Here is a 14,826-nt window from a genome sequence, read left to right on the forward strand (position 1 = left end):
GCGGCCGTGCTGCTTTCTGCGAGGCGAGGAGAGCAGTCTAAGCGCGACGGACGACATCGGGGTGGGGCCTGGGACGGCCGTCGCTAGGCTGGCGGCATGCGCGCGCCCACCGGCCATCAGTATCCGCTCCGGCTCGAGTCCGAGGGCTCCGTCGTGACCGCCGTCATCACCGAGGTGGCGGCCGGCATCCGGGCCCTCGAGGTCGACGGCACGGCGCTCGTCGAGACCTTCGCCGAGACCTCCTCGCCCCCGGGTGCCGCGGGCATCGTGCTCGTGCCCTGGCCCAACCGGGTGGCCGGTGGGCGCTGGACGCTCGACGGCGAGCCCCAGCAGCTCGACCTCACCGAGCCGGCCAAGGGCAACGCGACCCACGGCCTGCTGCGGAACACGGGCTACCGCCTGCTCGAGCACGAACCGCACCGGGTGCTCCAGGCGGCCACCGTGTTCCCGCAGCACGGCTACCCGTTCCTGCTCGAGACCACGGTCGAGCACGAGCTCGTGCCGGACGGCCTGCAGGTCACGCACTCCGTGCGGAACGACTCCGAGCGCTCGGCGCCCGTGGCGGTGGGCGCGCATCCGTATCTCCGGATCGGGGACGTGCCGACCGCCGACCTCGTGCTCACGGTCGACGCCGAGACCCGGTTCGTCGCCGACGATCGGCAGATCCCCGTGTCGGAGGAGAAGGTCGCCGGGACCGACTTCGACCTCTCCCATGGGCGACGGCTCGGCGACCTCTCGATGGATCAGGGCTTCGGCGGCGTGCGGATCACCGACGGCTGGAGCCGGCAGACCCTCGATGCGCCCGACGGCAGGCGGGTCGAGCTGTGGGCGGACGAGAGCTTCCGCTACCTCCAGGTGTTCACGCCGCCCGCCTTCGCCTCGGTCGACGGGCCGCGGCTCGCGGTGGCCCTGGAGCCCATGACGGCCCCCGCGAACGCCCTCGGTTCCGGGGAGGGCCTCCGCTGGCTCGAGCCCGGTGAGACGTGGAATCTCCGGTGGGGGATCCGCTCTTGTCAAGCCCCATTTTCAGATTTTGGCGCGCATTTGCCCTCGATTAAGCTCGGATCCTGAGAGTTCATACGGCTCTGGAGGACTGTCAGGGAGCGTCGGTTGGGCTTATTGATCTACGGACCGAGCGGGTCCGAGATCGAGATGGACGATCGGCTGCTCGCACACCTGCGGATCGTGATCGTGACGAAGATGCGCAATCACGAGTCGTTCTCCCTCTCCTGGATCGTCGAGGCCAGCCAGGGCAGCGGTCGCGAGACCCTCTGGGTGCATCCGTCGATCCCGCTGCGGTTCCGCTTCTACGGCAGCCGGCCGCCCGCGATCAACCGGGCCTGGATCGACCAGATGATGACGGCGGCGCATCGCGGCGACCTGCGGATCATGCCCGAGCCGCCCGGGGAGCTCGAGGGCTGATCATCGCCCCGCCTGCTGGCTAAGCTCGACTCGTGGGAACGACGGGGGAGCGGGTGAGCACCGGGCGCCGGAACCTGCGGCGCGGTGTCGTCGCCGGGATCATCGTGTTCGCGGTGCTCGCGTACGTGGCTGTGGTGCTGCTCTACGCGGCGGGCGGCCGCGGGTCGGATGTGCAGAACCGGTTCCTCGGTGTCGCCGACCCCGAGGTGACCACGATCACCTTCTCGCCGATGGCGGTGATCGGGCTGACCCAGCGCATCGAGGTGGATGCGCGCATCTCGCCGGCGGCCGAGTTCCGCGACGAGGACGGCGTCGGCATCACGCGGGAGATCGGCTTCATCATCACGCCCGTCGACGGCGAGCAGTCGTTCGTGGTGGAGGAGGGCTCGCTGCTCGAGCTCACGAAGTCGCTCACCATCGTCGCGTCGAGCGGCGCCATCGAGAACTGGCCGCTCGACCGCTACACCGCGGCGGTGGGTGTCCTCGCCTACGTCACCGACGAGAACGGCGAGAAGCAGGTCATCCCCACCGAGGTGAAGTGGGAGGGCTTCCTCACGGGCTGGGATTTCACGGTCGCCGAGGACTACGACAACCCGGTCGGGACGGTCGACACCGCCGACGGCCGAGGCGACCCCGTGCCCGCGATCTCGATCCAGGCCAACCGCTCGCTCAGCACCATCGCCTTCGGCGTCGTGCTGCTCGGACTCCTCGTGGTGATGCCGGCGCTCGTGCTGTTCGTCGCGATCCGGGCCTTCACCGGCCGGCGGAAGGTCGAGGCCACGCTCACGAGCTGGATGGGGGCGATGCTCTTCGCCACGGTGCCGCTCCGCACCTTCCTCCCGGGTTCGCCGCCGATCGGATCCTGGATCGACTATCTGATCGTGCTCTGGGTCGTCGTGGGCCTCATCACGGGCCTCGTGGTCTACGTGCTCGCCTGGAACCGCTGGGGAACCCCCACCCCGCAGCTCGAAGACGCCGATGCCGACGGCGGTGGAGGCGACTAGGTTCGCACTCATCACCGGCCGGAGGAGCACCATGAACGACGAACCATCCGTGACGAGCGGCGGGATGCGCCTGCGCCAAGTGGTGCTCGACGCCGAGGACGCCCGCGGCCTCGCGGCGTTCTACCGCGATCTGCTCGATGCGCGCTACCGGCCGGGCGACGAACCGCCGGCGGACGGCTCGCACGACGACGCCGAGTGGGTGGCGATCCGGACCCCGGACGGCGTGCGGCTCGCCTTCCAGCGGGTGCCGGAGCTGCCCCGCGTCACCTGGCCGGAGGGCGACGTGCGGCAGCAGCTGCACCTCGACCTGATGGTGCCGGATGTGCAGGAGCTCGAGCGCCGGCGCGACCACGCCCTCGAACTCGGCGCGACGATCATCGACGACCAGTCGAGCGACCCCGAGGAGGCCCTCTACGTCTTCGCCGACCCGGCCGGCCACCCGTTCTGCATCTTCGTCGCAGCCGACTTCGACGACGACGCGTCAGCCTGGTAGAGATGGGCCAAGCCCGTTGCCGGTGCGAGCCGTTGCCGGAGCGAGGTGGGCCCGGAGGGGCTCGAACCCTCGACCCGCGGATTAAAAGTCCGATGCTCTGCCAACTGAGCTACAGGCCCTCGTTTCCAGCCTAGCGCCTGATGCTGGATCCGGCGTCCGGCCGAAAGGGGCAGGATGGACGCCATGGCCGACGACTTCCACAAGCCCGCGCTGTTCGACAGCGGCGCTCTCGACGCGTTCAAGGGCGGCGAGGACCCCGCCCAGATCAACCGCGTGGCGCACGAGACGGCGGGCGCTCTGCTCAGCCGCGTGCGCGACGACCCGCAGCCCGAGATCGTCGAGAGGCTGCTCGCCTTCACCGACGACCACGGCATCGACACCGTAGCCGAACTGTGGTCGCGCGCGAGCGCCCACAGCCTGCCGGGCAGCCTCTGGCGCATCTACCTCCTCCGGGTGCTCATCCGCCAGGACCCCGAGCAGACGAGCTACTTCTACGAGCGCGGCAGCACCGTGCTCCGCGGCATCGATCCCGTGGTGGCCGGCGCGGAGTCGCCCACCGGCCCGCGGGAGATCATCGATCTGGCCGATCGCATCCTGCGCGGACTGTTCACAGGGGATTTTGCGGTGGCCCTCGATCGCGCCGCCGCCTTCTGCCGGATCATGGCACAGGGATGCGCCGCGATCGCCGACGACGCGGAGATCGGGGCCCCTGAGACGTCCTCGACACTCACCACCCGAGCCCTCCGTTTCGAGAGCATCGGGGCCGATCTCACCCAGTCCGCCACGCTCTGGCGGCACGACACCCTCGACTGATCGGTACAATTGATACCGCCGGGCCGCAGTAACCCCGGGCTCCAAAATTCGCCGCTTCGAGCGGCCTTCCGCCGAGAGGCGTTTCTGCGGCCCGGTCTGTCTCCGTTCGGATTCCTCGCGGTCCGGCCAATCCGTTCCGCCGGGCTCTCCGAACATCAGATGTGCGCAACAAGCGCCGTCGGATCACCGAGAGAGAGCGAGGCCTGTCATGCTGGTGCTCGTGACTGCCGACCGAGGACCGATTGACGTGCCAGAACCCGAGACACCGCTCGAGGAACTGCTGCACGCCGTCTCGACGGGTGACCAGTCGTCGTTCTCCGAGCTCTACGACCGCACGGCACCTCGAGTGCTGGGCCTCGTGAAGCGCGTGCTCGTCGACCACGCCCAGTCCGAAGAGGTGACGCAGGAGATCTTCCTCGAGATCTGGCGTACCGCCACCAAGTTCGAGTCGGCCCGCGGCAGTGCGATGTCGTGGATCCTGACGATGACCCACCGCCGTGCCGTCGACCGGGTGCGCTCCTCGCAGTCCGGTCATGACCGGGACGAGCGGATCGGGCTCCGCGACATCGAGCCCGCCTTCGACCATGTGAGCGAATCCGTCGAGATCCGGATCGAGCACGAAAGGGTGAAACGGGCCATGGCTCAGCTCACCGAGCTCCAACGCCAGGCGATCTCACTCGCCTACTACGGCGGCTACAGCCACACCGAAGTCGCGGGCCTGCTGGGGATACCGGTCGGCACCGTGAAGACGCGATTGCGCGATGGAATGATCAGACTGAGAGACGAGATGGGGGTGGCATCATGAGCGATCGACGAGACGACATCGACCCACGCGAACTCACCGGCGCCTACGCCCTCGACGCGGTCGACACCGACGAGCGGGAGGCCTTCGAGCAGGCTGCCGCCCGCAGCGAGACACTGCAGGCCGAGGCCGACGAACTGCGCGAGACCGCGCTCCTGCTCGCCCTCTCCGCCGATCCGGTGGCGCCGTCAGAGCGGCTCAAGATCGACCTGATGGCGAAGATCGCCTCGACGCCGCAGGAGACTCCGACGCGTTCCGCGTCCCGCCCTGTCGAGTCGCGGCCTGCGGAGTCCGCCACGGCTGAGACCCAGCCTGCGGTGGCGCAGCCCGCGGAGGCTCTCCCCGTCGCCGCAGCCTCGACCCCGGCCGAGCTCAAGGCCTCGCGCCGCTGGTTCAGTGGCCCGATCGGCCTCGTGGCCGGAGTCGCCGCCGCGGCGGCCCTGTTCATCGGTGGCGGGTTCGTGGGCGGAGCGCTCATGCCGGGTTCGCCGGTGGCCGTCGAGGCCTCCGCCTCCGAGCTCGCCGAGATCACGGCGGCTCCCGACTCCCAGCGCGCCACCGTCGACCTCGACGGCGGATCGACCGCCACCCTCGTCTGGTCGGAGGAGCTCGGCCGCTCGGCCGTGGTCACCGACGGTCTCGAGCCGCTGCCCGACGACAAGGTCTACGAGGCCTGGTACATCGGCTCCGACGGCGCCGTCCCTGCCGGCACCTTCACCGCCGGCGGTGCCGGCACCGCTTGGCACGTGCTCGAGGGCACCATGGCCGCCGGTGCGACCGTGGGCGTGACCGTCGAACCGGCCGGCGGATCCGAGTCGCCGACCACCGACCCCGTCATCGTGGTCGAGTCGGCCTGAGCCACCTGCAGCACACAGCAGAGAACCCCCTGCACCCGAGAAGGTGCAGGGGGTTCTTCTGTGCGGCCGGGGCCGCAGATCAACCGAAGCGGCCGCTGACGTAGTCCTCGGTGTCCTGCACCGACGGGTTCGAGAAGATCGTGGTGGTGTCGTCGTACTCGATGAGCTTGCCGGGCTTGCCCGTGCCCGCGATGTTGAAGAACGCGGTGCGGTCCGAGACGCGCGAGGCCTGCTGCATGTTGTGGGTCACGATCACGACCGTGTACTCGGACTTGAGCTCCTCGATGAGGTCCTCGATCGCGAGGGTCGAGATCGGGTCGAGCGCCGAGCAGGGCTCGTCCATGAGGATCACGTCTGGGGAGACCGCGATCGCCCGCGCGATGCACAGTCGCTGCTGCTGTCCGCCGGAGAGGCCGGAGCCCGGGAGGTTGAGGCGGTCCTTGACCTCGTTCCAGAGGTTCGCGCCGCGCAGCGACTTCTCGATCAGGTCGTCGGCATCCGACTTCGAGATGCGCTTGTTGTTGAGCTTGACGCCCGCCAGCACGTTCTCGCCGATCGACATGGTGGGGAACGGGTTGGGGCGCTGGAAGACCATGCCCACCTGGCGGCGCACGAGCACGGGGTCGACGCCCTGGCCGTAGAGGTTGTTGCCGTCGATCAGCACCTCGCCCTCGACGCGGGCGCCGGGGATGACCTCGTGCATGCGGTTGAGGGTGCGGAGGAAGGTCGACTTGCCGCAGCCGGACGGGCCGATGAAGGCCGTGACCGTGCGCGGTTCGATCCGGAGCGACACGCCTTCGACGGCGAGGAAGCTGCTGTAGTAGACGTTGAGGTCGTTGACTTCGATGCTCTTTGACACGAGGGTTCCTTCGGGTTCAGTTCCGCGTCAGCGGCCGAGTTTGGGGGAGAAGACTTTGGCGACGATGCGGGCGATGAGGTTCAGCAGCATCACGATCACCACGAGGGTGAGCGCACCCGCCCAGGCCCGGTCGATGTACGCCTCGGCGGGGATGCCCTGGTTGGCGTACTGCGTGTAGACGAACACCGGCAGGGTCATCATGCGCTCGTTGAAGAGGTTGTAGTTCATGCTCTGCGTGAAGCCCGCGATGATCAGCAGGGGTGCCGTCTCGCCGATGACGCGCGAGATGGCGAGCATGACACCGGTCGTGATGCCGGCGATCGAGGTGGGGAGCACGACCTTGACGATCGTGAGCCACTTCGGCACACCGAGCGCGTAGGAGGCCTCGCGGAGCTCGTTCGGCACGAGCTTCAGCATCTCCTCGCTCGAGCGCACGACCACGGGGATCATGAGCACCGAGAGCGCCACCGCACCACCGAACCCGAAGCGGATGCCGGGCTGGTTGAGGATGAGCGCGAAGAAGGCGAAGGCGAACAGACCCGCCACGATCGAGGGGATGCCGGTCATCACGTCGACGAGGAAGGTGATGCCGCGGGCCAGGTGGCCGCGGCCGTACTCCACGAGGTAGATGGCGGTGAGGAGGCCGACGGGCACCGAGATGAGCGTGGCCATGCCGGTGATCTCAAGGGTGCCGACGATCGCGTGCAGGGCTCCGCCGCCCTCGCCGACGACGTTCCGCATCGAGCCGGAGAAGAAGCTCAGGTCGAAGCGCGGGATGCCGTTGGAGATGGTGGTGTAGAGCAGCGAGATCAGCGGCAGCAGGGCCACGAGGAACGCGAGCGAGACGAGCGAGGTGACGAAGCGGTTCATCGCGGGCCGCGCGCCCTCGTAGGAGCGCGAGACGATGTAGTTCACGATGACCCAGAGCACGGTGCCGAAGAAGATCGCGCCGATGATGTTGTAGCTGTCGTTCGCGCCGGCGGCGAGCAGGATGCCGAACACGGCGCCCACGATGAGCCAGCAGACTCCGAGGAGGATCCACGGCACGGGCTTCGGCAGGATGCCCGTGGTGAGCGTGTTGGCGATCGGGGCCTTGGTGGCCGGCGGGGGAGTGGTGATCGTCGACATGATCTAGTTGGCTCCCGAGAAGGCCTTGCGGCGGTTGACGATGGCGCGAGCGATGAAGTTGACGGCGAACGTGATGACGAACAGGATCAGGCCGGTCGCGATCAGCACGTTGACCCCGACGCCGTGGGCCTCGGGGAAGTTGAGGGCGATGTTCGCGGCGATCGTGGTGGGGTTCGTCGACTGCAGCAGGGCGAAGGAGATGAGCACCTGGGGCGAGAGCACCATGGCCACCGCCATCGTCTCGCCGAGGGCGCGGCCGAGGCCGAGCATCGACGCGGAGACGATTCCGGGGCGGCCGAAGGGGAGCACCGCGGTGCGGATCATCTCCCAGCGGGTCGCGCCGAGCGCGAGAGCCGCCTCCTCGTGGAGCTTCGGGGTCTGCAGGAAGATCTCGCGGCAGAGGGCCGTGACGATCGGCAGGATCATGACCGCGAGCACGATGGCGACGGTCAGGATGGTGCGGCCGGTGCCCGAGACGGGGCCGGCGAAGAGCGGGAACCAGCCGAAGAGGTCGACGAGGGTCGACCAGAACGGCTGCACGAACGGCGCGAGGACCGTGATGCCCCAGAGGCCGAACACGACACTCGGCACGGCGGCCAGGAGGTCGATGACGTAGCCGAGGCCCTGCGCGAGCTTGCGCGGCGCGTAGTGCGAGATGAAGAGGGCGATGCCGATCGCGAGCGGCACCGCGATCAGGAGCGCGAGGAACGCGGCCCAGACGGTTCCGAAGACGAGGGGGCCGACGTAGGCCCAGAAGTTCGGTGCTCCGCCCTTGAGGTCGTCGGGGCCCGCGGTGAAGGCGGGGATGCTCTGGGCGACCAGGAAGATGGCGACGGCGGCCAGGACCACGAGGATGAGCGAACCCGCCACCACCGTGCTCGCCGAGAAGATGGCGTCGCCTGGTCGCTGCTTCGCTTTGATCGGACGCGGCGCTTCCGGCTTGGCGGGGGCGGTGGTCATAGGACCTGGTCTCCTGTCATCGGGCTAGGAGCGGGTGGTGCGGGGCGGGGGTGGGTCGGGGCGGGCCCTGACCCGGCTCTGTCCGGTTCCGTGTCTCGAGGAGAACGGAACCGGACAGAGTGGGTGGAGCGGTGTTACTTGATGGTCTCGATCGCGGCAGCGACCTTCGTGCCGAGGTCGGCGGAGAGCGGTGCGGCGCCGGCGGAGGTCGCGGCCTCCTGCTGGCCCTCGTCCGATGCGATGTAGCTGATGTAGGCCTTCACGAGCTCGGCCTGGGCCGGGTCCGCGTACTCCTGGCACGCGATGGCGTAGGAGACGAGCACGAGCGGGTAGTGCGTCGGGTCGGTGGTCTCGCGGTCGAGCTTGACGGCGAGGTCGTTGGCCTCGCGGCCCTCGACGAGCGGCGAGCCCTCGACGACGGCGGCAGCACCCTCGGCGGTGTACTCGACGAACTCCTCGCCGACCTTGATCTTGGCGACACCGAGGTCGCCGGCCTTGGAGGCGTCAGCGTAGCCGATGGTGCCGTCGCCACCGGTGACGGCCTGGATGACACCGGAGGTGCCCTGTGCGCCCTCACCCGACTGGAAGGGGAAGGTGTCCGAAGCCTCTTCGGCCCAGGCGTCGGGAGCGACCTTGCCGAGGTAGTCGGTGAAGTTCTTGGTGGTGCCCGAGTCGTCGGAGCGGTGCACGGCCGTGATGGCGGTCGTGGGGAGCGTTGCCTCCGGGTTGAGCGCGGCGATGGCCGGGTCGTTCCAGGTGGTGATCGTGCCGCTGAAGATGTTCGCCAGGGTCGTGGCGTCCATGTTGAGCTCGTCGACACCCTCGACGTTGTAGACGACGGCGATGGGCGAGATGTAGACGGGAAGGTCGATCGCCTTGGTGTCGGGGGCGCAGGAGCCGAATTCGCCCGCGAGCTCCTCGTCGTTGAGCGCGGAGTCGGAGCCGGCGAAGGCGGCTGCGCCGGAGATGAAGGCCTCGCGGCCGGCGCCGGAGCCCTGGGGGTCGTAGTTGACGGTGACACCGTCGTTGGCGGTCTGGAACGCTGCGATCCAGGCCTCCTGGGCCGAGCCCTGCGCGGAGGAGCCGATACCGGTCAGGGTGCCGGTGAGGGCGGAGCCGGAGTCGGCTCCTTCGGCGGCGGGAGCGCCGCCTTCGTTCGAGGCGCACGCGCTCAGGGCGAGGGCGGCGGTGAGGGCGATGACCGCGGGGGCGGCATAGCGCTTGAGCTTCACGAGGAATCCCTTTCGGAGTGATTTCAGTTCGAGCCGGTGCGGGCCCGTCCTAGACGCTAAGCGGCGTTGCTTAAGACACTGCCGCCCCGCGGTGAACGGAAGGTGAACAACCGGGTGCCGTCGTGAAGGGGTGGTGCGCGCTACTGCGGGACGTGCGTCTCGATCGCCACGATGCCGGAGCCCGGCCGGTCGACAGAGAGGTGAAGCACCGAGAAACCGGCCACCGGCAGGTCCCCCGCCCGGGAGAGGGTGGCGGCGGGCGCCGTGCCGGTGGCCAGCGCCACCTCGCGCACGATGTCCGGCAGCACGGGGCCGTGGCTGCAGAGCACGGTGGTGACGCGCTTCCGCACCCGCTTGCCGACGAGACCGCGCACGTCGCTCGTGCCGTCCTCGTAGGCGTCCTGGCTGATGCGGTCGGTGACCTTGGGCTCGAGCCGCAGCAGCTTGGCCACGGGCTCGACGGTCTGCCGGCAGCGCTTGGCCGAGCTCGTCACGATCTTCTCGGGCGAGAACGCCAGGAGGCTCGGCACGATCGACTTCGCCTCGCCCAGACCGCGCTCCGTGAGCGGGCGATCGGCGTCGGAGCCCGGGAACTGGTACGGAGGAGTGGCCTTGGCGTGCCTGAGCGCGATGATGGCGAAGGTGCGGGTCACGCCGTCGTCGACGAGCATCCGGAACCTCTCGACGATCTCGGCGTCGCGCTCGTAGGTGAGCGCCTCGCAGGCCTTCCGCACCGAGAGCCACTCGAGCGCGGCGACTTCGCCACCCGGCAGGAAGGTCGAGGAGCGCACGGCTTCGTCGGTGGCCTCGGCCGCCCAGTAGTGCACGGTCTTCTCCCGGCCATTGGGCATGGTGTAGTTCGTCATGCCGAGCGGCACCCCGAGGGTCACGGCGAGGCCGGTCTCCTCCGAGATCTCGCGCACGGCGGTCTGCGGCAGCGTCTCTCCCGGGTCGACCTTGCCCTTGGGCAGGGAGACGTCGCGGTGCGCGGAGCGGTGGATGACGAGCACCATGACCTTCCCCTCGACGATCCGCCAGACGACGGCTCCGGCGGCGAAGACGGTCATCGCGTCGTTCCGGGGCGTTTGCGCTTGCTGATCCGCTGCATCAGTTCGTCCTGGAGGTCGATGCGGGGCTCGCCGTCGGGATCGACGTCGTTGCGCGTCCACTCGCCCGAGGCCGCGAGCGACCACGAGGCGACGGAGTCCGACATGGCGAGCGTGAAGAGGTCGTCGACCTCGGCCAGGTGCTGCGGGTCGACGAGGCGCACGAGCGCCTCGACGCGGCGGTCGAGGTTGCGGTGCATCATGTCGGCGCTGCCGATGAACACCTGCGGGTCGCCCTCGTTGTGGAACGAGAAGATGCGCGAGTGCTCGAGGTAGCGGCCGAGGATGGAGCGCACCTGGATGTTCTCGCTCAGCCCCTCCTGCCCGGGCTTCAGCGCGCAGATGCCGCGCACCCAGACCTCCACCGGCACCCCCGCCTGGCTGGCGCGGTAGAGGCCGTCGATGATGGCCTCGTCGACGATCGAGTTGACCTTGATCCGGATGCCGGAGGGCAGACCCTTCCGCGCGTTCTCGGCCTCGGTGGCGATGCGCTTCAGCAGTCCCTTGCGGAGGTGGAGCGGTGCCACGAGCAGGCGCTTGAACTTCTTCTCGATGGCGTAGCCCGAGAGCTCGTTGAACAGGCGGGTCAGGTCTTTGCCCACCTGGTCGTCGGCGGTGAGGAGCCCGAGGTCCTCGTAGATCCGCGAGGTCTTGGGGTTGTAGTTGCCGGTGCCGATGTGGCTGTAGCTCTTCAGCCGGCCCTTCTCCTGGCGGATGACGAGGGCGAGCTTGCAGTGCGTCTTCAGCCCCACGAGTCCGTAGACCACGTGCACGCCGGCCTTCTCGAGCTTGCGGGCCCAGGAGATGTTCGCCTGCTCGTCGAAGCGCGCCTTGATCTCCACGAGGGCGAGCACCTGCTTGCCGGCCTCGGCCGCGTCGATGAGCGCCTCCACGATGGGGGAGTCGCCGCTCGTGCGGTAGAGGGTCTGCTTGATGGCGAGCACGTTGGGGTCGGCGGCGGCCTGCTCGAGGAACGCCTGCACGCTCGTGGCGAACGACTCGTAGGGGTGGTGCAGCAGGATGTCGCCGCGCGAGATGGCCTTGAAGATGTCGGGTTTCGCGTTGGCCTCGGGCGGGAGGAGCGCTGCCGCCGTGGTGGGCACGTGCTTCGGGTACTTCAGGTCGGGCCGGGGGATGCGCGTGAGGTCGAAGAGGCCGCCGAGATCCAGCGGCGACGGCAGGCGATAGACCTCCTGCTCGGTGATGTCGAGCTCGCGCACGATCAGCTCGAGGGTCACCGGATCCATGTCGTCGCTGATCTCGAGGCGGATCGGCGGGCCGAAACGGCGGCGCAGCAGCTCCTTCTCGAGCGCCTGCAGCAGGTTCTCGGTCTCGTCCTCCTCGACCTCCACGTCTTCGTTGCGGGTGACGCGGAAGACGTGGTGCTCCACGATCTCCATGCCCGGGAAGAGGTCGCCGAGGAAGCTCGAGATGAGGTCTTCGAGCGCGATGTAGCGCAGCTCGTCGGGCGTCTCACGGGTGTCGACGCGGATGAAGCGGTTGAGCACCTGGGGCACCTTGAGGCGCGCGAACTCCTCCTTGCCGGTCTTGGAGTTGCGCACCCGGATCGACAGGTTGAGCGAGAGCCCCGAGATGTAGGGGAACGGATGCGCCGGGTCGACCGCGAGCGGCATGAGCACCGGGAAGATCTGCTGCGAGAAGATGTCGTGCAGGTTCTCGCGGTCGGCCTCGTCGAGGTCGTCCCAGGTGATCACCCGGATGCCGGACTCGGCGAGGGCGGGCGACACCAGATTCTTCCAGGCCAGGGCGTGGCGCAGCTGCAGCTCGTGCGCCTTGATCGAGATGTCCTCGAGCACGTCGGTGGGGCGGCGGCCGACGTTGGTGGGCACCGCGAGGTCGGTGAGGATGCGGCGCTTGAGGCCTGCGACCCGCACCATGAAGAACTCGTCGAGGTTCGAGGCGAAGATCGCGAGGAAGTTGGCGCGCTCGAGCACCGGCAGCGTCGGATCCTCGGCGAGCTCGAGCACCCTCGTGTTGAACGCGAGCCAGCTGAGCTCCCGGTCGAGGTAGCGGCCCTCCGGCAGGGCGGGGCCCGCCGAGGTCACGGCCAGCTCGTCGTAGTCGTCATCGAAGTCGGTCACGACTCCGGCATCGAGCGAGATCATGTCGTCGTCCATCCCCACATCATGGCACCCGCAGGTGAAGCCCGAACCAACGGGAGGGTGAAGAGGCGGTCGGTCGAGGCTCTCGCGGCTCTCGTCGCTTTGGTCGCTCTAGCCGCCCTCGCCGCTACGGAGCGAGATAGGCGGCGAGGCTCGAGGCGACGGCGTCGGAGACCGTGGCGGTGCCGCCGAGCACGACGATGCGGCTCGGTGCGAGGCGCGTGAGCTCGGCCGCGGTGGCGGGCGGAACGGAGTCGCGGGTGACCAGCAGCACCGGGGCGTGGTTCGCGACCGCCGCGGCCGAGGCCGACAGGGCGTCGGGGAAGACGGCGCCGGATGCGACGTAGACGGTGCGCACGCGCGCAGGGGCGAAGGTGCGGGCCGAGACCGCCGCGGCGACGGAGTAGCGGTCGGTGCCGCCCACGCGGGTGGCCGGGGCCGCGCGGTCGAGCGCCGCGAAGGTGCTCGCCGAGACGGTGTTCGAGCCGCCGAGCACGACCAGGGAGCCGGCGTCGAGGCGGCCGAGTTCGGCGGTGATCGTCGCGGGCACGGAGTCGCGGGCGACGAGCAGCACGGGTGCGCCGTCGGCGCCCGCCGCGGCGGAGCCCGACAGGGCGTCGGGGAAGACCTGGCCGGAGGCGGCGTAGGCCACCCGGGGCGAGGCGTCGTCGAAGGTGCGCTCGGAGACGGCGGCCGAGACCGCGTAGCGGTCGGCGCCGCCGATGCGCACGACCTCCGCCCCGGTGGTCCCGAGCGACGCCACGACGGCGTCGGAGACGGTGGCGGGGCCGCCGAGCACGATGATCCGGTCGGGCGCGAGCCGGGAGAGCTCGGCCGTGACGGGCGCGGGGATCGCGTCGCGCGGTGTGAGCAGCACGGGGGAGCCCTCCGCCCCGGCGGCCGCGGAGGCCGAGAGGGCGTCGGGGAAGACCGCCCCGGAGGCGAGGTAGACGGTCGCGACCCCCGGTGCGAACGTGCTCGCCGAGACGGCCGCCGAGACGGCGTAGCGGTTCTCGCCGCCGATCCGCTGCACGCCCGAGGGTGCTTCTAGCGCGGGCAGCCAGGAGTTGTTCGACATCAGCAGCATCGCCTGCAGCGCGAGGGAGTCGGAGTAGTAGCCGGCGGCCGGGGCGGTGCGGATGGTCGTCCAGACCGCATCCACCCACCCCTGCTGGCGGGCGTCGGCCACCGCGCCGGCGCCGAACTGGGAGGTGAAGGCGAGGTCGCCATAGGTCTGCAGGGGGGTGCCGTCGAGCTCGTAGCCTGCTCGCACGCGATCCGGTCGGCCGTCGGTGGCCTCGATGATCCAGGAGCTGACGCGGCCGGCGGCGGCCCGGGAGGCCGCATCGCCCACGAGGAGCGCGCTCGAGGCGAGACGCCAGGGGGTGCGCACGGCGTTCCAGTTGTGGTCGCCGTCGTAGGGCGACTCGAGGTAGCGGGGCGGAGCGGGCGCGGGCGCCGTGTCGGTGTTCACGGCGAAGTCGGGGAGGAGGCCGGTGCCCGGGCTGGCCGTCTCCTGGAGCTCGGCGACGAGAGCGGAGCTCGCCCGGGCCACCTGCCCCCAGAACACGTCGCCCGTGGCGTTCTCGAACGCCGTGAAGCGGTCGACCATCAGGTCGGAGGTGCGGGTGCCGTAGAGGTAGCCGCTCTCGGCCGAGACCCAGTCGCCGAGCTCGGGGAGGAGGGTCTGTGGGTTGATCGCGCTGCGCTTGAGGGCCGCGATGATGCGCAGGGCCTCGGCGGCGTAGTCGATCGTGCCGCCCGAGCCCCACTGGGTGTCGGCCAGGAGCAGGCCGAACGCGATGTCGAGGTCGCCGTCGGTGGCCGAGCTGTCGTTGCCGGGGATGCTCGCGCACGAGGCGTTCTGGTTCCACGCCATGAGATTCGGATCGGTCGCACTCGGATGCGCGTCGGCATACCGGAACAGCCCGTCGAACACGGTGCGCGCCTGGGTGTCGTGGCCGGCCATGAGGGCCGTGATCACCATCCCGTAGCCCTGCCCCTCCGACACCACCCGGATGCCCGGC

The 14,826-nt window shown here is 69.6% G+C and carries 14 protein-coding genes and 1 tRNA gene; 7 read left to right on the forward strand and 8 right to left on the reverse strand.

The window, feature by feature from the left end:
• The first annotated feature begins 96 nt into the window (after positions 1-96).
• From Q0D57_RS11935 to Q0D57_RS11950, 4 genes are read left to right on the forward strand one after another with little or no spacing between them, the layout of a single operon-like run.
• Positions 97-1,071 carry an aldose 1-epimerase family protein gene (locus Q0D57_RS11935; protein ID WP_291043806.1) on the forward strand — a complete coding sequence of 325 codons (975 nt, stop codon included), beginning with the start codon at positions 97-99 and terminating at the stop codon, positions 1,069-1,071.
• Between the two features lie 39 nt (positions 1,072-1,110).
• Positions 1,111-1,422 carry an ATP-dependent DNA ligase gene (locus Q0D57_RS11940; protein WP_291043809.1) on the forward strand — a complete coding sequence of 104 codons (312 nt, stop codon included), beginning with the start codon at positions 1,111-1,113 and terminating at the stop codon, positions 1,420-1,422.
• 32 nt (positions 1,423-1,454) lie between these two features.
• The gene (locus Q0D57_RS11945) at positions 1,455-2,426 is read left to right on the forward strand and encodes a DUF4436 family protein (RefSeq protein WP_291043812.1); all 972 of its coding nucleotides are present in this window, start codon (positions 1,455-1,457) and stop codon (positions 2,424-2,426) included.
• A 31-nt stretch (positions 2,427-2,457) separates the two neighbouring features.
• Positions 2,458-2,919 carry a VOC family protein gene (locus Q0D57_RS11950; protein ID WP_291043814.1) on the forward strand — a complete coding sequence of 154 codons (462 nt, stop codon included), beginning with the start codon at positions 2,458-2,460 and terminating at the stop codon, positions 2,917-2,919.
• 46 nt (positions 2,920-2,965) lie between these two features.
• Here the strand turns inward: Q0D57_RS11950 and Q0D57_RS11955 are convergent.
• A tRNA-Lys gene (locus Q0D57_RS11955) sits at positions 2,966-3,038 on the reverse strand.
• Positions 3,039-3,102: 64 nt separating this feature from the next.
• On the opposite strand from Q0D57_RS11955, the gene Q0D57_RS11960 reads away from it, so the two are divergent.
• The 3 genes from Q0D57_RS11960 (at position 3,103) to Q0D57_RS11970 (ending at position 5,391) form a co-directional block, all read left to right on the forward strand.
• On the forward strand, positions 3,103-3,732 hold the full coding sequence (locus Q0D57_RS11960; RefSeq protein ID WP_291043817.1) for a DNA-directed RNA polymerase subunit beta: 630 nt from the start codon (positions 3,103-3,105) through the stop codon (positions 3,730-3,732).
• Between the two features lie 208 nt (positions 3,733-3,940).
• Entirely contained in the window at positions 3,941-4,537 is a 597-nt protein-coding gene (locus Q0D57_RS11965; RefSeq protein WP_291043819.1) for a sigma-70 family RNA polymerase sigma factor, read from the forward strand.
• Complete coding sequence (locus Q0D57_RS11970) at positions 4,534-5,391, forward strand: anti-sigma factor (RefSeq protein WP_291043824.1); 858 nt, start codon at positions 4,534-4,536, stop codon at positions 5,389-5,391. The genes Q0D57_RS11965 and Q0D57_RS11970 overlap by 4 nt, the downstream gene beginning before the upstream one ends.
• Positions 5,392-5,470: 79 nt before the next feature.
• Here Q0D57_RS11970 and pstB read toward each other — a convergent pair whose 3' ends face one another.
• The 7 genes from pstB to Q0D57_RS12005 all read right to left on the reverse strand — a co-directional run.
• Complete coding sequence (gene pstB, locus Q0D57_RS11975) at positions 5,471-6,250, reverse strand: phosphate ABC transporter ATP-binding protein PstB (RefSeq protein WP_259525200.1); 780 nt, start codon at positions 6,248-6,250, stop codon at positions 5,471-5,473.
• A gap of 27 nt (positions 6,251-6,277) precedes the next feature.
• Complete coding sequence (gene pstA / locus Q0D57_RS11980; RefSeq protein ID WP_291043828.1) at positions 6,278-7,378, reverse strand: phosphate ABC transporter permease PstA; 1,101 nt, start codon at positions 7,376-7,378, stop codon at positions 6,278-6,280.
• 3 nt (positions 7,379-7,381) lie between these two features.
• Entirely contained in the window at positions 7,382-8,338 is a 957-nt protein-coding gene (pstC, locus tag Q0D57_RS11985; RefSeq protein WP_291043831.1) for a phosphate ABC transporter permease subunit PstC, read from the reverse strand.
• A 134-nt stretch (positions 8,339-8,472) separates the two neighbouring features.
• Positions 8,473-9,570: a phosphate ABC transporter substrate-binding protein PstS gene (gene pstS, locus Q0D57_RS11990; RefSeq protein WP_291043834.1), complete on the reverse strand. Its 1,098-nt coding sequence runs from the start codon at positions 9,568-9,570 to the stop codon at positions 8,473-8,475.
• A gap of 140 nt (positions 9,571-9,710) precedes the next feature.
• Positions 9,711-10,637, reverse strand: a complete 927-nt coding sequence (locus Q0D57_RS11995) for an NUDIX domain-containing protein (protein WP_291043837.1) — start codon at positions 10,635-10,637, stop codon at positions 9,711-9,713.
• The gene (locus Q0D57_RS12000) at positions 10,634-12,814 is read right to left on the reverse strand and encodes an RNA degradosome polyphosphate kinase (protein WP_291043840.1); all 2,181 of its coding nucleotides are present in this window, start codon (positions 12,812-12,814) and stop codon (positions 10,634-10,636) included. Before Q0D57_RS12000 ends, Q0D57_RS11995 begins: the two co-directional genes overlap by 4 nt.
• Before the next feature lie 112 nt (positions 12,815-12,926).
• On the reverse strand, positions 12,927-14,826 hold a 1,900-nt coding region (locus tag Q0D57_RS12005), incomplete at its 5' end, for a glycosyl hydrolase family 8 (RefSeq protein WP_291043843.1).

Origin of the sequence: Herbiconiux sp. (assembly GCF_023264895.1) — a bacterium.
In the GTDB taxonomy this organism is placed as follows: domain Bacteria; phylum Actinomycetota; class Actinomycetes; order Actinomycetales; family Microbacteriaceae; genus Herbiconiux.

Coding starts and splice junctions, on each gene's coding strand:
- Q0D57_RS11950 (WP_291043814.1), top strand. CDS start 2,458: ATGAACGACGAACCATCCGTGACGAGCGGCGGGATGCGCCTGCGCCAA.
- Q0D57_RS11960 (WP_291043817.1), top strand. CDS start 3,103: ATGGCCGACGACTTCCACAAGCCCGCGCTGTTCGACAGCGGCGCTCTC.
- Q0D57_RS11995 (WP_291043837.1), bottom strand. CDS start 10,637: ATGACCGTCTTCGCCGCCGGAGCCGTCGTCTGGCGGATCGTCGAGGGG.
- pstA (WP_291043828.1), bottom strand. CDS start 7,378: ATGTCGACGATCACCACTCCCCCGCCGGCCACCAAGGCCCCGATCGCC.
- pstC (WP_291043831.1), bottom strand. CDS start 8,338: ATGACCACCGCCCCCGCCAAGCCGGAAGCGCCGCGTCCGATCAAAGCG.
- Q0D57_RS11935 (WP_291043806.1), top strand. CDS start 97: ATGCGCGCGCCCACCGGCCATCAGTATCCGCTCCGGCTCGAGTCCGAG.
- Q0D57_RS11965 (WP_291043819.1), top strand. CDS start 3,941: ATGCTGGTGCTCGTGACTGCCGACCGAGGACCGATTGACGTGCCAGAA.
- Q0D57_RS12000 (WP_291043840.1), bottom strand. CDS start 12,814: ATGGACGACGACATGATCTCGCTCGATGCCGGAGTCGTGACCGACTTC.
- Q0D57_RS11970 (WP_291043824.1), top strand. CDS start 4,534: ATGAGCGATCGACGAGACGACATCGACCCACGCGAACTCACCGGCGCC.